The 18,566-nt window shown below is 69.6% G+C and carries 16 protein-coding genes; 5 read left to right on the forward strand and 11 right to left on the reverse strand.

Annotation, left to right across the window (positions count from 1 at the left end; translation table 11 throughout):
- Positions 1-32: 32 nt before the first annotated feature.
- The 4 genes from glyS to ACO2Q0_RS00985 form a co-directional block, all read right to left on the reverse strand.
- Positions 33-2,258, reverse strand: coding sequence for a glycine--tRNA ligase subunit beta (gene glyS, locus ACO2Q0_RS00970; RefSeq protein ID WP_423349604.1), 2,226 nt, complete (start codon positions 2,256-2,258; stop codon positions 33-35).
- A 3-nt stretch (positions 2,259-2,261) separates the two neighbouring features.
- The gene (locus tag ACO2Q0_RS00975) at positions 2,262-3,146 is read right to left on the reverse strand and encodes a glycine--tRNA ligase subunit alpha (RefSeq protein WP_423349605.1); all 885 of its coding nucleotides are present in this window, start codon (positions 3,144-3,146) and stop codon (positions 2,262-2,264) included.
- Positions 3,147-3,257: 111 nt separating this feature from the next.
- Positions 3,258-3,665 carry a hypothetical protein gene (locus tag ACO2Q0_RS00980; protein WP_423349606.1) on the reverse strand — a complete coding sequence of 136 codons (408 nt, stop codon included), beginning with the start codon at positions 3,663-3,665 and terminating at the stop codon, positions 3,258-3,260.
- A 57-nt stretch (positions 3,666-3,722) separates the two neighbouring features.
- On the reverse strand, positions 3,723-4,463 hold the full coding sequence (locus ACO2Q0_RS00985; RefSeq protein WP_423349607.1) for a fasciclin domain-containing protein: 741 nt from the start codon (positions 4,461-4,463) through the stop codon (positions 3,723-3,725).
- Between the two features lie 414 nt (positions 4,464-4,877).
- Here ACO2Q0_RS00985 and ACO2Q0_RS00990 point away from each other — a divergent pair, with 414 nt between their 5' ends.
- Together ACO2Q0_RS00990 and ACO2Q0_RS00995 are read left to right on the forward strand one after the other, a co-directional pair.
- The gene (locus ACO2Q0_RS00990; protein WP_423349608.1) at positions 4,878-5,216 is read left to right on the forward strand and encodes a P-II family nitrogen regulator; all 339 of its coding nucleotides are present in this window, start codon (positions 4,878-4,880) and stop codon (positions 5,214-5,216) included.
- A gap of 25 nt (positions 5,217-5,241) precedes the next feature.
- A complete protein-coding gene (locus ACO2Q0_RS00995) occupies positions 5,242-6,771 on the forward strand; it encodes an ammonium transporter (RefSeq protein WP_423349609.1) in 1,530 nt (509 codons plus the stop codon).
- A gap of 89 nt (positions 6,772-6,860) precedes the next feature.
- Here the strand turns inward: ACO2Q0_RS00995 and ACO2Q0_RS01000 are convergent, their stop codons facing one another.
- The 5 genes from ACO2Q0_RS01000 to ACO2Q0_RS01020 form a co-directional block, all read right to left on the reverse strand.
- A complete protein-coding gene (locus ACO2Q0_RS01000; RefSeq protein WP_423349610.1) occupies positions 6,861-7,739 on the reverse strand; it encodes a 4-(cytidine 5'-diphospho)-2-C-methyl-D-erythritol kinase in 879 nt (292 codons plus the stop codon).
- Positions 7,740-7,742: 3 nt separating this feature from the next.
- Positions 7,743-9,434 carry a tetratricopeptide repeat protein gene (locus ACO2Q0_RS01005; protein WP_423349611.1) on the reverse strand — a complete coding sequence of 564 codons (1,692 nt, stop codon included), beginning with the start codon at positions 9,432-9,434 and terminating at the stop codon, positions 7,743-7,745.
- A 66-nt stretch (positions 9,435-9,500) separates the two neighbouring features.
- Positions 9,501-11,159 (reverse strand): electron transfer flavoprotein-ubiquinone oxidoreductase, encoded by a 1,659-nt coding sequence (locus tag ACO2Q0_RS01010; protein WP_423349612.1) that lies wholly within the window; start codon positions 11,157-11,159, stop codon positions 9,501-9,503.
- Between the two features lie 163 nt (positions 11,160-11,322).
- Positions 11,323-13,134: an aspartyl protease family protein gene (locus ACO2Q0_RS01015; protein ID WP_423349613.1), complete on the reverse strand. Its 1,812-nt coding sequence runs from the start codon at positions 13,132-13,134 to the stop codon at positions 11,323-11,325.
- Positions 13,131-13,952 (reverse strand): TrmB family transcriptional regulator, encoded by an 822-nt coding sequence (locus ACO2Q0_RS01020; RefSeq protein WP_423349614.1) that lies wholly within the window; start codon positions 13,950-13,952, stop codon positions 13,131-13,133. Before ACO2Q0_RS01020 ends, ACO2Q0_RS01015 begins: the two co-directional genes overlap by 4 nt.
- 113 nt (positions 13,953-14,065) lie before the next feature.
- Here ACO2Q0_RS01020 and ACO2Q0_RS01025 point away from each other — a divergent pair, with 113 nt between their 5' ends.
- Positions 14,066-14,893, forward strand: a complete 828-nt coding sequence (locus ACO2Q0_RS01025) for a uracil-DNA glycosylase (protein ID WP_423349615.1) — start codon at positions 14,066-14,068, stop codon at positions 14,891-14,893.
- Between the two features lie 76 nt (positions 14,894-14,969).
- Positions 14,970-16,595, forward strand: coding sequence for a lytic transglycosylase domain-containing protein (locus ACO2Q0_RS01030; protein ID WP_423349616.1), 1,626 nt, complete (start codon positions 14,970-14,972; stop codon positions 16,593-16,595).
- On the opposite strand, the gene ACO2Q0_RS01035 is transcribed toward ACO2Q0_RS01030, so the two are convergent.
- Positions 16,503-16,949: a cell wall biosynthesis glycosyltransferase gene (locus tag ACO2Q0_RS01035; RefSeq protein WP_423349617.1), complete on the reverse strand. Its 447-nt coding sequence runs from the start codon at positions 16,947-16,949 to the stop codon at positions 16,503-16,505. The two genes, ACO2Q0_RS01030 and ACO2Q0_RS01035, sit on opposite strands and share 93 nt — an antisense overlap.
- 78 nt (positions 16,950-17,027) lie before the next feature.
- On the opposite strand from ACO2Q0_RS01035, the gene ACO2Q0_RS01040 reads away from it, so the two are divergent.
- Positions 17,028-18,107 carry a PA0069 family radical SAM protein gene (locus tag ACO2Q0_RS01040; protein ID WP_423349618.1) on the forward strand — a complete coding sequence of 360 codons (1,080 nt, stop codon included), beginning with the start codon at positions 17,028-17,030 and terminating at the stop codon, positions 18,105-18,107.
- Here the strand turns inward: ACO2Q0_RS01040 and ACO2Q0_RS01045 are convergent.
- Positions 18,104-18,538, reverse strand: a complete 435-nt coding sequence (locus ACO2Q0_RS01045) for a helix-turn-helix domain-containing protein (protein ID WP_423349619.1) — start codon at positions 18,536-18,538, stop codon at positions 18,104-18,106. The two genes, ACO2Q0_RS01040 and ACO2Q0_RS01045, sit on opposite strands and share 4 nt — an antisense overlap.
- Positions 18,539-18,566 lie beyond the last annotated feature (28 nt).

Raw genomic sequence — 18,566 nt, forward strand, 5'->3', positions numbered from 1 at the left:
CTCCACCCGACCGGCTTCAAGCGCCGGAGAAATCAGCCCGTGACCTGCGAGAAGTCCGCGACCCGCCCCATGGCGTCGCGAACCTTGGCCAAAAGACGCAACCGGTTGTCCCGTTCCGCCGGATTATCCGAGTTCACGAGCACCTTGTCGAAGAATGCGTCCACGGGGCCGCGCAGCGTCGCGAGTTCCGCCATGGCGGCCGCGAAGTCTTCAGCCTCGATCAGGCCGTCCAGCATGCCGTCCAGCGCCTCGACAGCGGCGACCAGCGCGACTTCCTCGGCCGGAGCACCGCCCATCTGAGCGGGCTCGCCGGTCGGCAGCGGGCCCTTCTTCTCCTCGGCCTTGAGGATGTTCACCGCACGCTTGTAGCCGGCCAGCAGGTTCGCCCCGTCCTCGGTCCTGAGGAAGGCGTCCAGCGCCTCGACCTTGGCCACGATGCGCACGAGGTCGTCATCGCCCAGGGCGAACACCGCCGCCACGAGGTCATGACGCTTGCCCTGTTCACGCAGGGAGACGGCCAGTCGGTCGGCGAAGAATTCGAGGACTCCGCCAGGGTCGGCGGCCGGCATCCGTGACAGCCACTCTGACTGCCATGCATCGAAAGGCTTTCCGAGCTCGCCGGCGAGCGCACCCCGAAGATCTGATGTGTGCTGTAAGATGCTCTTGAGATGCTCAAGATGATCGGCCTCAGCGTTAATGATGTCTCGGGCTGGGACATCGGGATGCTGATCTGCCAGATGCAAGAGCTGGTCGCGGGTCGCCCGCATGAACTGGCGACCAACGATGGCGCGCAAAGGCAACCGGATTTCGCTCGTGAGTACAATTCGGATAGCCCCGAGCGCGGCGCGACGAAGCGCAAAGGGATCGCGCGAGCCGGTGGGCTTCTCTCCGATGGCGAAGAAGCTCGTCAGCGTGTCCAGCTTGTCCGCCAAGGCCACCGTCGCGGCCACCCTCTCGGTCGGCACAGCGTCATTCGGCCCCTGCGGTCGATAGTGCGAGCGGATGGCCTCGACCACCGCAGCGTCTAGACCTTCGGCCTCGGCGTAGTAGCCGCCCACGATCCCCTGCAGCTCGGGGAACTCGCCCACCACGCCCGAGACCAGGTCTGCCTTGGCGAGCCGCGCGGCCTGCACCGCCTTGTCCTTGTCGGCGCCGACGATGGGCGCCAGCTCGCCGGCGAGCGCCGCAATGCGCTCCACCCGCTCGTACATCGTCCCGAGCTTGGCGTGGAAGGTGACGCCCTTCAGCTTTTCCAGCCGGTCCTCAAGCCGGGTCTTCCGATCCTCGTTCCAGAAGAACCGGGCGTCCGACAGGCGGGCCGAGAGCACCTTGGCGTTGCCCTTGGCGATCACCTGGCCGCCGTCGCGGGCCTGGATGTTGGCCACCGTCAGGAAGTGCGGCGCGAGCTTGCCCGTCTTGGGATCGCGGACGGCGAAGTAGCGCTGGTGGACGCGCATCGAGGTGCGGATCACCTCGGGCGGCAGGTCCAGGAACTCGGGGTCCATGTCGCCCAACACCGGCACGGGCCACTCGACCAGGCCCGCGACCTCGTCCAGCAGGCCGGCGTCCTCGACGAGTTCGAGGTTGCGGGCGAAGCACAGCGTCTTGGCGGCTTCGACGATCCTCTCCTTCCGCTCTTCGACATCGAGCACGACGGAGCGGTGGGAGAGCCCGTGGGCGTAGCCTTCGAAGTCCTTCACGAGGAACGGCTGCCCGTCGCTCATGAAACGGTGGCCTTCGGCGAGATTGCCGCTCGGGATGCCGTCGATCTCGAACGGCACGACCTCGCCGTCGAAGACGCAGAGGATGCGCCTGAGCGGCCGGACCCAGCGCAGCTTGCTGGTCCCGGAGACCATCGACTTCGGCCAGGGGAAGGCGCGGACGATCTGCTCGACCATCTCGGCGACGATCTCGGGCGTCGGGCGGCCGGGCTTGTGGACGTGGGCGAAGAAGACGCCGTCCCGCTCGGTCAGCTGGTCCTGGGTGAGGCCCGTCTTGCGCAGGAAGCCTTCGAGCGCCTGCGGCGGCGCGCCGACCTTGGGCCCCTTCAACTCCTCGTGGCGGTCCTTCTGGGCCGGCGGCAGGCCCTCGGCGACCAGGGTCAGGCGGCGCGCGCCGGCGAAGGTCTTCAGCGCCTCGGGCAGCAGGCCTTCCGCGGCCAGCTTCTCACGCGCCAGGCGTTCCAGGTCACGCGCGGCGGCAGCCTGCATGCGGGCGGGAATCTCTTCCGAGAACAGTTCGAGCAGGAGCTGGGGCATGGCCTAGACGTTCGCCCCTTGGCTTTCGACCCAGGCTTCCGCGCAGAGTTTGCACAGGTCCCGGATGCGGCCGATGTAGCTCTGCCGCTCCGCCACGGCGATGGCGCCGCGGGCGTCCATGATGTTGAACAGGTGGCTGGCCTTCAGCACGTGATCATAGGCCGGAAGCACCAGCGCCTGGCCCTGGCGCCCCCTGGAGCCGACGATCCGGCGGACCTCGGACTCCATCTCCTCGAACTGCTTCTTCAGGATGTCGACGTTGGCCACTTCCAGCTCGAAGGCCGAGAACTGCTGCTCGTTGGCCAGGTAGACGTCGCCGTACTTGAACTCGTCGTTGAACTGGAGGTCGTACACGCTGTCCTTGTTCTGCAGGTACAGCGACAGGCGCTCCAGCCCGTAGGTCAGCTCGCCGGCGACCGGGAACACGTCCAGTCCACCCACCTGCTGGAAGTAGGTGTACTGGGTGATCTCCATCCCGTCACACCAGACCTCCCAGCCCAGGCCCCAGGCCCCAACCGTGGGGTTCTCCCAGTCGTCCTCGACGAAGCGGATGTCGTGCAGCAGCGGATCGATGCCGATGGCTTCCAGCGATCCGAGGTAAAGCTCCTGCAGGTTGGGCGGGTTCGGCTTCAGGATCACCTGATACTGGTGGTGCTGGTGCAGCCGGTTCGGGTTCTCGCCATAGCGGCCATCCGCCGGACGGCGCGAGGGCTGCACATAGGCGACCTTCCAAGGCTTCGGCCCCAGCGTCCGGATCACGGTCATCGGCGAGAGGGTGCCGGCGCCCACTTCGACGTCGTACGGCTGCAGGATCATGCAGCCCTGGCGGGACCAATAGTCGTGCAGTTTCAGGATCAGGCCCTGAAACGTGAGGGGCTCGTCGGACATCGAAAAAGGGGCCGTTCGCAGGCGCAAAAAAAGTCGGCGGACCATAGGGCCCGCCGACCTTCGCTTCAAGCCACGCCCACCGGGTTTCCGGGGGCGCGGAATTCCGGGCGATCAGTTGCCCCGGGCGGCCGTACGCTTGCCGGCCCGCGACATCGGCTGGCCGTACTTCGCGCGGTTCTCGGCGGTGTCCGGAACCGGGCCGTTGGTGACCATCGTGGTCGTCACGCTCGCGCCCTGGCCGAAGCTGGTGGCCGAGGTGGCCGTCGCGCCGGTCGAGGCGGTCGTGTCCGTCGACGTGGACGACGAAACGCTCGCGTCGGTCGACGTGCTGGTGGAACCGACGGTGGAGCCGGTCTCCGTGCCAGTCGCCGAACCGGTGCTGGTCGTGTCGCTCGTCGGGGTCGACGGGCTGGTCGTGGTCGACTGGTCCGGCGTGGCGGACGAAGTCGACTGGGCCATGGCGGCGCCGGCCATGAGGGCCGAGGCCGCCGCGGCGGTAGCAAGGATCTTGAGGTTCATAGCTAGGAACTCCTGTTGCCTGGACGTCCGTCGCCCCACCCCGTTGTGGCGTAAGCTTTACTGCTGAGCCGGCGATTTGGTTCCCGCGGCAGTTGCAGAACTGGCCGAAGCTGCGCCCGTCGCAGCCGCGGGAGCGGCGTCGCCCTGCCCGGCCATCAACACCTTGTCGACCACGTGCAGCAGGCCCGAACCCGTGCGGATGTCGCTCTGCACGATGGTCGCGCCGTCGGCCTTCAGGGCCGCCTCGTCGCTGCCGTCGAGCAGCACCTGGTCGCCCGCGCCCGACGGCACCGGCCCCTTGGCGCCCTTGATCTTAGCCGAGTCCACCGGCGCGTTGATCACGTGGTGCAGGACCAGCTTCTGCATCGCCGTCTTGTCCGCCTGCAGGCGCGACAGCTCGGACGGCGGCAAGGCCGCGAACGCCGCGTCCGTTGGCGCGAAGACGGTCAGATTCTTGTTGGTCTTGAGAAGGCTCGTGAGGTTGGTCGCGTCCGTCGCCTTGATGAACGTCGTGAACTGGCCCGAGGCCTTGAGCGTGTCGATCAGGTCGCCGGCGGGGCTGACCTGCGCGGCCGAGCCCGCCGCCGGGGCGGCCTGGCCCGTCACGGCGGGGGCGGCCTGGCTCACGGCGGCCGCGGTCCCCTGCGTCTGAGTCTTGGCGGGCGCATCGCTGGTCGCCTTGCCGGTCGCGGCCTTCGCCTCCGCCTCGGTCTTGGCGGTGGCGGGCGTCTGAGCCAGCGCCGGAGCGGCGATCAGCGCGGCCGCGGCGGCGGCGGTCAGCAGGCGGGTCATCGACATGCGGTAGAGTCCTCGTATTCAAGAATGCAGGCAGCACAGCGGGCCCGCGCCTCGCGGAGCAGCCCGCCGTGACTACGCACGGAGATTGCGACGGGTTTCTGACCCTCACGGGGTCGTGAACCGCGCCGTACAAGCGTGGACGCCCGCGCGGTCCCCCATGCAGGGCGCCGCCGACGGCCCCTCGGCGGCCCAATCTGCACAATATTGCGGCACCCGACCAAAGCGGCGCCCACCGATCGGGCGCATCCCGCCTTCTTGCGCCGTTCGCCGCCCCGACAGTCCGGTCACCGGGGTCCCGCGGCCTAGCGTCTGGCCGACCGCTGCGAAGGGGATGGGTTCAAGAACGTCCGCAGCGGTCCCGAACCAACAAGAGGGGCAGGCCCGCCCACGAGGGCCGGACGCGGGAGCGAGCGGATGAAACTCATCATGGCGATCGTCAAACCCTTCAAGCTGGACGACGTGCGCGAAGCGCTCGTGGCCGCCGGCGTCGAGGGACTGACGGTTTCGGAGGTCAAGGGCTACGGCCGGCAGAAGGGGCAGACCGAGATCTATCGGGGCGCCGAGTACCAGATCAACTTCCTGCCGAAGGTGAAGCTCGAGGCCGTGGTCGACGACGCCGCGGCCGGCAAGGCGGTGGAAGCCATCAAGGCCGCCGCGTCCACCGGCAAGATCGGCGACGGCAAGATCTTCGTCCTCGACGTCTCGGAAGCCGTGCGCATCCGGACGGGCGAGACCGGCGCGGCCGCGCTCTAAATCGGGATGTGAGGGGAATAATCCGATGAAACTGTTGGGAACGAACAGGCTGGCCGGGCTCGCGCTCGCCGCCCTGATCGCCGGGGCGCCGCTCGCGGCTCCCGCCTTCGCGCAGGAGGCCGCGCCTGCCGCCGCCGCCGCGCCGACCGAAGCCGCGCCGGCCCCGGAGGCCGCCGCTCCTGCCGAGGCCGCGCCCGCCGCGGCCCCGGCCGAAGCCGCCGCCGCGCCGACGCCCGACAAGGGCGACACCACCTGGATGCTGGTCTCCACCATCCTCGTGCTGCTGATGATCCTGCCGGGCCTGGCCCTCTTCTACGGCGGCCTCGTGCGCCAGAAGAACATGCTGTCCATGCTGATGCAGGTGTCGATCGTCACCGTGATCGGCATGATGGCGTGGGCGTTCTGGGGCTACAGCCTGGCGTTCACGGACGGCGGCGGCCTCAACAAGTTCGTCGGCGGCTTCAGCAAGCTGTTCCTGAACGGGGCGCTCTACAACGCCGACGGGGCCTTCACGAACGTCGAGACCTTCTCGCGCGACGTGGTGATCCCCGAGATCGTCTTCGTCTGCTTCCAGATGACCTTCGCCTGCATCACCGCCGCCCTCGTGCTGGGCGGCGTGGCCGAGCGGATGAAGTTCTCCGCAGTGGTCGTGTTCGCCGTGCTCTGGCCGCTGCTCTCCTACTATCCGATGGCGCACATGACCTGGTGGTGGGCCGGGGCGACCTCGGCCTTCGGCCAGACGGCCGACGACCTGGTGGCCGGCGCTGGCCAGATCTGGGCCTTCGGCGCACTGGATTTCGCGGGCGGCACCGTGGTGCACATCAACGCCGGCGTCGCCGCCCTCGTCGGAGCCCTCATCCTTGGGCCGCGCAAGGGCTACCGGTCCGAGCCGATGCCGCCGCACTCGCTGACGCTGACGCTCGTCGGCGCGGGCCTCCTGTGGGTGGGCTGGTTCGGCTTCAACGCCGGCTCCAACCTGGAAGCCAACGGCTATGCGGGCCTGGCCATGGTCAACACCCTGCTGGCCACCGCCGCGGCGGGCTTCTCCTGGGCGGTCACCGAGTGGGTGACGCGCAAGAAGGCGTCGATGCTGGGTCTGGCCTCGGGTCTCGTCGCGGGCCTCGTGGCGGTCACCCCGGCCGCCGGCTTCGCCGGTCCCGTGGGCTCGATCGTGCTGGGTCTGATCGTGTCGCCGATCTGCGTGATCTTCTGCTCGGCCGTGAAGAACGCGCTGAAGTACGACGACAGCCTGGACGCCTTCGGCATCCACGCGGTCGGCGGGATCGTGGGCGCCATCGCCACCGGCATCCTGGTCAACCCGGCCCTCGGCGGCGCCGGCGTGGTGGACTTCACCAACGGCGCGGTCGGCTACGACGCCGGCGTGCAGATCATGGCCCAGGTGAAGGCCGTGCTGCTGGCCATCGTCTGGTCGGCGGTCGCCTCGGGCATCGTCTTCACCCTCATCAAGTTCACCCTGGGCCTGCGGGTCTCGGCGGACACCGAAGAGGAAGGCCTCGACATCGTCGAGCACGGGGAACGGGCCTACCACTCCTGACCTCGGGGGAGAGCTCAGGTCCGGCTTCGCGCCTGACTTGGGATGGAGTGGATGCGGGAGCCCTTCGGGGCTCCCGCTTTCGTTTGGGCTCAGGCCCAGGGACCGCCGAGGCGGCAGCGCCGCACCCACCAGTCCGGCGCCATGGCTTCCAGGCGCTCAGCAAGGCCCTCGGCTTCGATGTCCGACGCGCAAAGGGCGAAGCAGGTGCCGCCCGAGCCCGAGACCCGAGCCAGAAGCGTCTCGGGTTCGGCGCGCAGCGTTTCCAGTACAGCGCCGACCGCGGGCGCGACGGCCACCGCCGGCGCTTCCAGATCATTGCGAAGCACCGATAGCCAGGCCGCCGCCTCCTGCGGCGTCTCGATCGCCTCGGGCATCGGCGGACGTTCTACCGACCCGAACGCGCCCGAGGCGTCCAGCCGGCGGTAGACTTCCGGAGTCGAGACGGCGACGCCGGGGTTGACCAGCACCGCATCCAGCACGGGCAGCGCGGGCGCCGGCGAAAGCCGCTCGCCGTAGCCCTCCGCCAGCGTCGGTCGAGCCCACAGGCAGGCGGCCCCGTCGGCGCCGAGGCTGGCGGCCACCGCCTCAAGGCGTGCGTCGTCGATCGGCAGCCGAAGCGTCTCCCGCATCAGGCGAAGGGCCGCGCCCGCGTCGCCGGATCCGCCGCCCAGGCCGCTGGCCACCGGCAGCCGCTTCTCGAGCCGAAAGCCGACGACGGGCACAGGGCGCCGGGCTTCGGCGATCAGGGCGCGAGCCGCGCGGAGCACGAGGTTGTCGTCGTCACTCGACAGTTCAGCCGCGAAGGGGCCATCGATCACCAGGTCCACCGCCTCGGCCTCGGCGATCGTCACCACATCGCCGTAGTCGGCGAAGGTCATGAGGCTGCAGAGCGGATGGTAGCCGCTGGCGTCCGGCGCGCCGACATGCAGGAACAGGTTGACCTTGGCCGGCGCCAGCGTCGACGCCATGGGCTATTGCGTCGCCAGCTTCGGCGCCAGCGGCCCCTGCCCCGACGCCAGCTTGCGCTCGGCGTCGGCCTTGATCTTGGCGTCGGGCTTGAGCGTCAGGACGCGGCGCCACTGGAACACGGCCTCGTCCTTCCGTCCCACCATCCAGTAGGCGTCGCCGAGGTGGTTGTTGATCTCGGGGTCGCCCGCTTCCAGCTCGACGGCCTGCTCCAGCTTCTCGACAGCGGCCTTGTAGTCGCCGAGCCGATAGTGCGCCCAGCCCAGGCTGTCGATCATGGCGCCCGAACGCGGATTGGAGGCCACCGCCTTCTCGACCATGGCCATGGCTTCCTTCAGCCGCTCGCCACGGTCGATCCAGGTATAGCCGAGGAAGTTCAGCAGTTCCGGCTCGTCGGGCCGCAGCTTCAGCGCCGCCTCGAGATCGGCCTCGGCCTCGCTCCACCGCCCCATCTGCGAAAGCGCGGCGCCCCGGGCGTAGTACAGCCGCCAGTCGGGCGTGCGAGCCTCGCCGATCAGCTCGCCCAGCAGGCGGACGGATTCCTCGTAGTCCTCATTGGCCCGCAGCAGGTCCGAGAGGGTCAGCCGCGCGTCGGCGTCGCCGGTGGCGGCGGCTGCGCGCGCCAGCTTCACGGCCGTCGCCTTGTCCCCTTCCTGCTGATAACTCCAGGCGAGCTTGGCCTGGGCGGCGCCGTACTCAGGCGAACCCGGCTTCGGCCGCGCGTAGGCCGCCCGCGCGCCGGAAACGTCGCCCGCGCCCTGCAGGAAGTCGCCCACCATCAGCCAGGCGTCGTTCCGCTGGGGATCGAGCCGCAGCGCCAGCCGCAGATAGGCCAGGCCGATCTGCCCCTGCTTGGCGGCGATCATCGTCGCGGCCGGGGCCAGCATGGCTAGCGCCGCCCCCTCCTTCACGCTGGGCGCGGCCGGCGCGCTCTTGCCGGCGGCCGCCCGCGCCCGGGCGGCCTTCAGACCGACGCTGGACGGGCTGCGTCCCAGGCCGGCGTCGTAGAGCTTGATCGCGTCGGCGCGGCGGCCGCGCCGCTCCAGGAACCCGCCGTAGGCGAGGACGGTCAGTTCGGAGGGCGACTCGCTGCCGGTGATCGCCTTGAAGTCCGTCTCGGCCTCGTCGTACCGCCTGGCCCGTTCGTACAGGAAAGCCTGACCCAGCTGGCCGAAGTAGTCGACGGTCGGGTCGCCTCGGACTTGCGGGCGAACCAGCGAGGCCTCGACGTCGCCCGCCTGGGCCGCGGCCCAGGGCGCCAGGAGCGCGGCGGCCGAGCGGTGCGGGAAGCCGATCGCGTCGCCGGCCAGCTGCTCCTGGGCGATCTTGCCCTTGCCGGTGGCGATCGATTCCACGGCCTTCGTGAGCCGCCCCATGCGCTTGCCCGGCTCCGAGGCGGCGGGGCCGTCGGGCGCCAGCTGGGCGGCCTTGGAGATCTCTCCGGCCAGAAGCGCGGCGGTGAACGCCCGCTCTGCGACGGTGGACTCGTCGCCGCTTTGGGCCCGCGCCATGTCGAGGAACCGGGCCGCCTCGTCGCTGCGGCCCTCGGCCAGGGCGGCGTTGCCTGCCAGGAACATGCCGTAGGCGGTGTCGGCCGCAGCCGTCGCCACGCCGGGATCGGCCGGCCCTTCGGAGGTGGTGGCGCATGCAGCCAGCAGGACCATGGGGGCGGCGAAGGCGAGGAGACGAAGACGCATGCGCTGAGCTTGGGCGCTCGCGCGGCTCGCCGCAAGGCGGCCGCGCGGCAAAACGGCGCCCTTCGTCTACATGTTCGGGTAGTTCGGCCCGTCCCCGCCCTGCGGTGTTGTCCAGTCGATGTTCTGCGACGGATCCTTGATGTCGCACGTCTTGCAGTGGACGCAGTTCTGGAAGTTGATCTGGAACTTCGGGTTCTGGCCCGCGTCGTCGTACAGCACCTCGTAGACGCCCGCAGGGCAGTAGAGGCGGGCGGGCTCCCCGAACTTCGGCAGGTTCACCGCGATCGGCACGGACGGATCCCGGAGCTTCAGGTGCGCCGGCTGGTTCTCGTCGTGGTTGGTGTTGGACAGGAACACGCTGGAGAGCTTGTCGAAGCTCAGCACGCCGTCCGGCTTCGGATAGACGATCGGCTTGAAGTCCTTCGCCAGGCCGGTGGACTCCGCATCGCCCTTGGTGTGCGGCAAGGTTCCGAAGATCGAGAACCCGCCCAGCAGGTGGGTGGTCCACATGTCGAAGCCGGAGAAGGCGGTGCCCAGGGCCGTGCCGAACTTCGACAGCAGCGGCTTGGCGTTGCGGACGACCTTGAGCTCCTTCTTCACCCAGGACGCGTCGAAGGCCTGCTTGTACTCGACAAGCTCGTCGCCGGACCGGCCGGCGGCGATCGCGGCCGCCGCGGCCTCGGCCGCCATTATGCCGCTCTTGATGGCGTTGTGGCTGCCCTTGATCCGCGGCACGTTCACAAAGCCCGCGCTGTCGCCCATCAGCAGGCCGCCGGGGAAGTAGAGCTGCGGAATCGACTGCAGGCCGCCCTCGCTGATCGCCCGCGCGCCGTAGGCAATGCGCTTGCCGCCCGTGAAGTACTTGGCGACGTCCGGATGGTGCTTCCAGCGCTGGAACTCGTCGAAGGGCGACAGCCAGGGGTTCTGGTAGTTCAGGTGCACCACGAAGCCCACGGCCACGTAGTTGTCGCCGAAGTGGTACATGAAGCTGCCGCCGCCGGTCTTGTCGTCCAGCGGCCAGCCCAGGGTGTGCACCGCCAGGCCCGGCTGGAACACATCGTCCGGGACCTGCCACAGCTCCTTGATCCCGATGCCGTACTTCTCGGGATTGCTGTCCTTGCACAGGCCGTACTTGTGCTTGAGCACCTTGGCGATCGAGCCGCGCACGCCCTCCCCGATGAAGACGTATTTGCCGTGCAGCTCCACGCCGGGCTGGTAGTCCGGACCGGGGCCGTCCTTGGTCATGCCGAAGACGCCGGCGACCACGCCCTTCACCTCGCCGTTCGGGCCGAACACGGCTTCCGAGGCCGCCATGCCCGGATAGATCTCGACGCCCAGACCCTCGGCCTGCTGTCCAAGCCACCGGCAGACGTTGCCGAGGCTGGCGATGTAGTTGCCGTGGTTGTTCATGAAGGGCGGCATCGCCCAGACGGGCAGATCCACGCTGCCCTGCGGGCCCAGGACGGTGAACTTGTCCTTGGTGACAGGCGTCTCCAGCGGAGCACCGAGTTCCTTCCAGTTCGGGAAGAGCTCGCCGATGCCCTTCGGGTCGATCACGGCGCCGGAAAGGATGTGGGCGCCGACCTCCGAGCCCTTCTCAAGCACGGCGACGGTCAGGTCCGGATTGATCTGCTTCAGCCGGATCGCGGCGGCCAGGCCCGAGGGACCGGCTCCGACGATGACGACGTCGTATTCCATGCTCTCGCGTTCGACGCCTTCGCTCATGGCGGCCTGGCTCCTCAATCCCCTTCGCGGCAGGTCCCCTCGCCTGCCGTCTCGTCGCGGGTCTTATCGGGATGTCACGCGGGGGTGGTCAAGCCGGAAGCCGCAGAAAGGCTGGCGCTTTCCCGGCGGACGGACGCCGGCGGCCGAACCGCCGGCGTCGGCTTCAGTAGTAGTCGCTGAGGGTCAGCGGCACAGTCTGGCCGCCCTGCAGCGTAAGCATCAGCGTCTGACCCGCGGGCGCCGTCCGCAAGGCCGTGAAGCCCGCCATGCCCAGCTCGGCGGCCGGCCGCCCGTTCACCGCTTCGATCACCTGACCCGGCTTCAGCCCGGCGGCCTCCGCGGGCGAGCCCGGCGCCACCACCGCAATCTTGAAGGCGCCGTCCACAAAGCGGGCCAGCGCGCCGGTGCGATCCTTGGCGAACGGCGCAGCCGCGGCGTCGAGACGCGGCTTCAGCAGGATCCGGTTGCGGGCATAGTCGGTAGTCAGCTCGAACCGGCTGAGGATCGGCATACCGACGTTGCCGCTTGAGTTGCCGACATTGAACGAGCTGTTGTCCTCGTCGCCGAAGGTGGCGGGAATGTCGTGGAACTCGACGCCTGCCAACGTCAGGCTGCGGACGGTGGCGACGCTCCGGGGCCGCTGTCCGCCGACCCCGCCCGACATGCCCTTCGAGACCTTTCGGTCCGACAGCATGCCGGCCGGCTTCCACAGCCGCGGATAGACCAGCAGGGCCTGGCCGTTGCCGAGGTCGAAGTCCATGAGCACCGGTTCGCCGCCCTCGATTGAGACCGGGATGGCGTGAAGGCCCGCCACGTTCGTTACCGGCACCGGCACGACTCCGGCCGGGGCCCGATAGCGCACCGGATCGTGGAAGGTGATCGTCTGGCCCTGGAAGTCGAGCTGCACCGTCAGGGCGTTAAGCACCTCCTTGCCCAGGATCACCGGCAGCGGCCGGCCGATGACCGCCGCAATCGGCTTGAGGTCCATCAGGGCGACGGTGAGGTCCCTGAGCTCGACGTCCCCCAACCGGATGTCGACCCCGCTGGCCAGTTCGGCGACATCGCGTCCGCCCGTGCCGACCGCAGCGACCATGCCAGAGGGCTTGATGCCGAGGCTCTCGGCATAGGCCTTGTCCAGGACGGTCGCCTCGGCGCCGCTGTCGAGCAGGACGTGCGTCGCCGCGCCGTTCACCGTCGCAGGGATGTTGATGCGCGTGCCGGCGAACAGCTCGAAGGCGAGCGGATCGGTCTGCACGCGGCCTGCAGGGAAGCTGTAGAGCTTCCGCGAAGCCGGCCTCGCGAACGCCGCGGGGTCCGGCTTGGGATTGATGTCGACCTTGGTGAGCACCGTCGTCGTCACGATCGGCTCGCCCTCGGTGCGCTGCACCTGACGGAACGGCATGCGGACGCCCTCCACCATCCGCCAGTCGTCAAAGCGGGTCGTGGTCGTCACGCCCTCCTCGGTCGTGCGGTCGGCGATCAGCGCGCCGTCCGTCGGGTCGAGCAGCAGGTCGTAGCCGCTCTCGCCGGTGAAGCGGATGCGCAGGACTTGCACGGTCCGGCCGTCGAACACCTCGTCCTTCTCGAGCGAGACCTTGCCGTGGCGACCGTCCAGCGCGTCGTCAAAGGCCGTGAGGCGGCGACGCGCGGCCTCTTCGGCGGACGCCTTGCCCGCGTCCTCGACCTGACCGCTGAGGGTCACCGTCCAGCCGCTGTCGCCGACCAAGGCGCGCCGGATGTCGGCCGAGCCCAGGACGATACGTTCAGCCAGGCGACCGGGCTCGATGCGGCGGTCCAGGGTTCCCTTGAAGCGGCCGTTGTCCAGCGTTCCCTGCACCACCACGCCGGCAGCCTTCTCGAAGGCCGGGCCGCCCCGCCAAGCGACATAGCGGCCGACCGCATCGCTTGTCGGATCGGCCCAGGCCAAGCCGGGAGCGGCCAGCGCCAGCGCGGCCGCGGCGAAGAGGGTCTTCATCTATGGTCTCCGGATAAGGGACTGGTCAGGCTCGCGAGGCCCGGCGGCCGCGAACCGAACAGCGAAGGGTCGAAGGGAAGGTCGAAGCCGGTCGCCCTCGCGCCCAGCACGATCTCCGCGGCAAGGCCGCTGTGCTGGAGGCACGCGAGATAGGCGCTGTCGGTCCACACGCCGTGCAGGCGCTGGGCGCCGTCGTGCGACAGGAGCGCGGTGAGATGCTCCTGCCCGTCGCAAACAAGGGTGATCTGCTGGCCCGGCCAGTTGGCAAGCTGCGCCGGGGCGGTGGGCTGGCGGATGCTCGCCAGCGGGGTCTCGACCGCATCGTAGATCTGGCCGGCGACGCGCACGCCGCGGGCCTGGGCCTTGCGTAGCTCCGGCTCGAGCTCGGCGAACGGAAGCGGGAAGAGATCGAACAGCAGGACGTCCGTGGCCGCCTCGATCATCGCGCGCGCTCGGCCGAGGACCTGATCGGCGTCCTTCAGCGCGTACAGACGCGGTTCGCCGGCCCCGGGCTTCAGCGCCTCCAGACCGTCGAGGGCGGCCCGGCTACGCTGGGCGAACCGGCTCTGGAGCGTGGCCATCAGCTCGCGGGCGGGCACGGCGCGCCAGGCGCGGCCATCGACGTCATCGACCAGCACGGCGCCCTTCGCCGAGAGGGACTCCAGCGCCGCATAGGTGTTGGCCGACGCCTTGCCCACCGCCTTCGCCAGGCGGTACCCGGTGCCGGAGCCCATCCGCACCAGTTCGCAGTAGATCAAGGCCTCGGTTTCGGTGAAGCCGAGGTCGAGCAATGCGCCGACAGGTGTCGTAGTAGTCATAGCTGCTACTAGTATCCAGCCGCAGCGCCCGTCCAGTTAAGCTCGCGTAATGTGCGACGCGCTCGAGCGCCGGCTTTCGCGAGCAGGCCGGGCGCCGTAAGCATCGAAAACCGATGCCCGACGCTTCGACCTATGCCGTCGCCGAAAGCCTGCTCGCCTTCTGGGCCGAAGCCGGGGTCGACGCCGTGCTGCTGGACGAACCCCTCGACCGCATCGAGGCCGGCAAGATCCTGCCGCCGCGCCCGGCGCCCTCGCCGCTGGCCGTCGCGACGCCGCCGCCGCGACCCGGCTCCGTCGTCGCCGCTGCGCCGGATGTCTCCGCCGCGGTCGCCCAGGCCCAGGCGCTCGCCGCCGCCGCGCACGACATGGAGGCGCTCGCCGCGGCCATCGCCGGCTTCGAAGGCTGCGGCCTTCGGTTCGAAGGCGCGTCGACTAAGGCGGTCTGCTGGCGCGGGCTCCAGGGCGCGCCGGTAATGGTGATCGGCGAGGGTCCCGGCGCGGAGGAAGACCAGCAGGGCCTGCCCTTCGTCGGCCGCGCGGGCAAGCTGCTGGACAAGATGCTGGCGGCGGCGGGCCTCAGCGACCGGGTCCTGATCACTAATACCGTCTTCTGGCGGCCGCCGGGCAACCGGACCCCCGCGCCGCATGAGCAGGCGATCTGCCAGCCCTTCCTCGAACGGGCCATCCAGCTGACGGCTCCGAAGATGCTGCTGCTCGCCGGCGGCGCGTCGGCCAAGAGCCTGCTGAAGAAGGACGAGGGCATCCTGTCGCTGCGCGGCCGCTGGTTCGAGTGGCGCTCCAGCGACGGCGCGATCGAGCTGCCTGCGATGCCGACGCTGCACCCCGCCTTCCTGCTGCGCCAGCCCGGCGCCAAGAAACGTGCGTGGAGCGACCTTTTGACCTTCACGGAACGACTTGATCGTCCCGAGCGCCCTGCCTAGCCTGAGTGCTTCGATTTTCGGGAAAAAGGGTTCGCGTTTAGGCGACGTTAGACACGCCGGCGCGAATAGGGTCCGCATGACGCTCGCAAAGCGCCTGTGCGTGGGGGCAGCCGCCCTCCTCATGTCCGGCTGGGCCGGACAGGCTCTGGCCGATTCCGCGCGCCCGTTGTCCGATCGCGACGCCCGTGCGTATCGCGCCGCCTTCGCCGCCGCAGACCAGGGCGACTTCGTCGGGGCCCAGCTGGAGCTCGCCGAAGTGAGGGACTCGTCCCTGCTCGGCTACCTCTCGTTCCGCCAGCTCATGCACCCGACCGCCCACAAGGCGAGCTTCGAGGAGCTTTCGGGCTGGCTCGGACGCTTCCGCGATCTGCCGCTGGCCGACCGAGTCTTCTCGCTGGCCAAGCAGCGCAAGCCGGCCGATGCGCCGCCGCCGCCGGTTCCCGCGGTCTCGGGCATCGACAGCAAGCGCAGCGAAGCGACCTTCGCCGCGCGCGACGCCTTCTACTCGGGCGACGCCAGGCGCGCCTACGCCCTCGCCGTCGACTGCGCCGATCGCTGGATCGCCGGGCTCGCCGCCTTCCGCCTGCGCGATTACGCCACCGCCCAGGACTATTTCGCTCAGGTCTCCAGCGACGAGGACGAGGACGTCTGGCAGCGCTCGGCCGCCGCCTATTGGGCCTTCCGCGCCGCCACCGCCGTGGGAGACCCCGCGGCGGGCCAGGCGTTCCTGCGTCGCGCGGCCCTGAACCCGCAGACCTTCTACGGCATGCTGGCGGCGCGCCAGGTGCAGCTCACCACGGCGGCCACCGGCGATATCGTGCTGGCCAGCTTCCGCACGCCGGCCCCGCCATCCGCGCCCCGGACCCACGCCCGGACGACCTCCCCCGAGATGCTGCGCTTCATGGAAGGCCAGCCGCGCGCGCACCGCGCCGCCGCCCTCGTGCAGATCGGCCGGATGGAAGATGCCCGGCAGGAGCTGCGCGTCGGGCTGGCGCTCGCCAAGACGCCGGTCGAGCGCGACAACTGGAAGGCCTTGATGGCCGAGCTGACCCCTGGCTCCGGAGAGAACGTCGGGCCCGGCTACCTGACGCTCGGCGACTATCCGCTCCCGTCGCTGGAGCCGCGGGACGGCTTCACGGTCGACAAGGCGCTGGTCTACGCGATCGTCCGCCAGGAAAGCCGCTTCAACCCGGCCGCCATTTCACCGGTCGGCGCCATCGGCCTGATGCAGGTGATGCCGTCTTCGGCCGCCCTCGCGACGGGGGACGACAAGCTGAAGAGCGACTACAAGCTCCTGCTCGACCCGGCGACGAACCTCAGCGTCGGCCAGGCCTATATCGGGTGGCTCACGGATCGCGGCGTCGGCTACGACCTGCTCCGCATCGTGGCGGCCTACAACGGCGGCCCTGGGGCGGTTCTGAAGACCCTGCGCAACGTGGGCGATGACGATCCGCTGATGATGATCGAGTCCCTCCCCGCGCTGGAGACCCGTGACTACGTCGAGAAGGTGGTCGCCGGCTACTGGGCCTACAAGCGCATGTTCGGCGAGGACACCCGTTCGCTCGACGCCCTGGCGACCGGCGCGCGCACCGTCGACCTGCGCCTCGACCTATCCAACCCGCAGGGGCCGCAGCCCCAGCTGACGGCGAAGACGCTTCAGGTCGGGGTCCTCAAGACGGGCCACGCGGCCGCGCTCGACTAGGACGCCGTAAGGCGGCCGTTTTCCGAACAGCCCGCCGCCGCCCACGCCCTCGACGAGGGCCGAGCCGCCGCCGGACGCGAGGTGTTCGCCCAACGCCTCCACCCAGCCGTCGCGCAACCGAAGCTCGGGCGCGGCCACCAGCACGAGTTCGCTCTTCGCCCAGGCCAACGCCTGCTCGATCGTGTCGGCCGGCTCCGCACCCATCTCCTCGCAGATGGCAGCGACGGCGTCGGAGTGCGGCGCGACGAGGAACACCTCCTTGATCAAGCCCTCCACCGCGGCGGCCGTGAGCTGCGCCAGCAGCGCGGGCAGTCTGCGGGCCTCGCCCCGCGCATCGACGATCACTGAAAGCATGGCCAGACAAGCGCCGCGGATTGGCCGGCCGTCAACTCAGTTCTTGTTATGTTCTAAGCGCGCGGATACATTCGTTCCGTGTCGACCTTCACCCAGCAGATCCGCGGCCGTGGCGCGCGGTCCAACGCCACCGGGCGCTACGAGTCCCAGCTCCGCGAGGCGTTCGACGACGGCTGGACCTCCGACGACGAGGCCTGCGCGCCGCTGAAGACGACCGTCACGCCCGAGAAGGCCAAGGTCATCATCACCCACAACGACAGCCCCGACGTGGGCTTCTCGGCCTCGATCAATCCCTACCGGGGCTGCGAGCATGGCTGCATCTACTGCTATGCCCGCCCCGCCCACGCCTACATGGGCCTCTCGCCGGGCCTCGACTTCGAGTCCAAGCTCTTCTTCAAGCCTGAGGCGGCCCGTCTTCTCGAGCGCGAGCTCTCGAAGCCGAAGTACCGCCCCGAGCTGATCCACATCGGCGGGAACACCGATCCCTACCAGCCCCAGGAACGCCTGCTGCAGGTCACCCGATCGGTGATGGAAGTCCTGGTGCGCTTCCGCCATCCGTTCTCGGTGATCACGAAGTCCGCGCTGATCGTCCGCGATGTCGACCTTCTGGCCAAAGCGGCCAGCCTCAACTTGGTGAGGGCGGCGCTGTCGATCACCAGCCTGGACCGCAAACTCGCCCGTTCCATGGAGCCCCGATGCGCGACGCCCGAGAAGCGGCTGGACGCGGTCAGGCGGCTGTCGGACGCGGGCGTGCCGGTCACAGTGCTGTTCGCCCCCTGCATCCCCGGCCTCAACGACCACGAGATGGAGGCTGTCCTGGAACGCGCCGCCGGGGCCGGTGCGACGGGCGCCGCCTATGTCGCGCTGCGCCTGCCCCTCGAGATCAAGGACCTGTTCCGCGAGTGGCTCGAGAGCGACCATCCGGATCGCGCCCGGCGGGTGATGTCGCTCGTCCGGCAGATGCGCGACGGCAAGGACTATGACTCGCAGTGGGGCAGCCGCATGAAGGGCGAAGGGCCTATAGCCGAGCTCATGGCCAAGCGTTTCGAAGCCGCCAAGAAGCGTTACGGCCTGCACGGCCGATGGGGCGACCTCGACACCTCGCTGTTCCGCGCGCCGCCCAAGCCCGGCGATCAGATCGACCTCTTCGGCGCTTAGACCGCCTCGGCGACGAAGCGCCGCCGCGACGGCTCCAGCCGCCCTTGCCCCGCCAGGCGAACGATGCGGAGGAAGTGCGGGCATTCCATAGGGCTCGACGCCGGACAGGCGGCCGCGTGGCGGAGGCCGTCACGCATGGCGCTGAGGCGGCGGATGGTTCCGTCCAGGTCGTCGGCCTTGGCGAGCAGGCGCCGCCGTTCGATCCGCGGCGCGCCGTCGGGCGCGAACATCTCGGCGATCTCGTCGAGCGAGAAGCCGGCCGCGCGGCCCAGCGCGATCAGCGCCAGCCGCTCCAGAACCTGGGGCTCGAACAGGCGCTTCAGCCCTCGACGCCCGACAGAGGCGATGAGCCCCTTCTCCTCGTAGAAGCGCAGGGTCGAGGCCGGCACGCCGGACCGCTTCGCCACGACGCTGATGTCGAGCTCACTCACCGCTTGACCTCAAGTGCACTTGAACTTG

The organism is Phenylobacterium sp. VNQ135 (genome assembly GCF_049445735.1).
Lineage (GTDB): Bacteria > Pseudomonadota > Alphaproteobacteria > Caulobacterales > Caulobacteraceae > Phenylobacterium.

Bases quoted from the DNA above. Each gene is read 5' to 3' on its own strand.
- glyS (WP_423349604.1), bottom strand. From the start codon at position 2,258: ATGCCCCAGCTCCTGCTCGAACTGTTCTCGGAAGAGATTCCCGCCCGC.
- ACO2Q0_RS00975 (WP_423349605.1), bottom strand. From the start codon at position 3,146: ATGTCCGACGAGCCCCTCACGTTTCAGGGCCTGATCCTGAAACTGCAC.
- ACO2Q0_RS00980 (WP_423349606.1), bottom strand. From the start codon at position 3,665: ATGAACCTCAAGATCCTTGCTACCGCCGCGGCGGCCTCGGCCCTCATG.
- ACO2Q0_RS00985 (WP_423349607.1), bottom strand. From the start codon at position 4,463: ATGTCGATGACCCGCCTGCTGACCGCCGCCGCCGCGGCCGCGCTGATC.
- ACO2Q0_RS00990 (WP_423349608.1), top strand. From the start codon at position 4,878: ATGAAACTCATCATGGCGATCGTCAAACCCTTCAAGCTGGACGACGTG.
- ACO2Q0_RS00995 (WP_423349609.1), top strand. From the start codon at position 5,242: ATGAAACTGTTGGGAACGAACAGGCTGGCCGGGCTCGCGCTCGCCGCC.
- ACO2Q0_RS01000 (WP_423349610.1), bottom strand. From the start codon at position 7,739: ATGGCGTCGACGCTGGCGCCGGCCAAGGTCAACCTGTTCCTGCATGTC.
- ACO2Q0_RS01005 (WP_423349611.1), bottom strand. From the start codon at position 9,434: ATGCGTCTTCGTCTCCTCGCCTTCGCCGCCCCCATGGTCCTGCTGGCT.
- ACO2Q0_RS01010 (WP_423349612.1), bottom strand. From the start codon at position 11,159: ATGAGCGAAGGCGTCGAACGCGAGAGCATGGAATACGACGTCGTCATC.
- ACO2Q0_RS01015 (WP_423349613.1), bottom strand. From the start codon at position 13,134: ATGAAGACCCTCTTCGCCGCGGCCGCGCTGGCGCTGGCCGCTCCCGGC.
- ACO2Q0_RS01020 (WP_423349614.1), bottom strand. From the start codon at position 13,952: ATGACTACTACGACACCTGTCGGCGCATTGCTCGACCTCGGCTTCACC.
- ACO2Q0_RS01025 (WP_423349615.1), top strand. From the start codon at position 14,066: ATGCCCGACGCTTCGACCTATGCCGTCGCCGAAAGCCTGCTCGCCTTC.
- ACO2Q0_RS01030 (WP_423349616.1), top strand. From the start codon at position 14,970: ATGACGCTCGCAAAGCGCCTGTGCGTGGGGGCAGCCGCCCTCCTCATG.
- ACO2Q0_RS01035 (WP_423349617.1), bottom strand. From the start codon at position 16,949: ATGCTTTCAGTGATCGTCGATGCGCGGGGCGAGGCCCGCAGACTGCCC.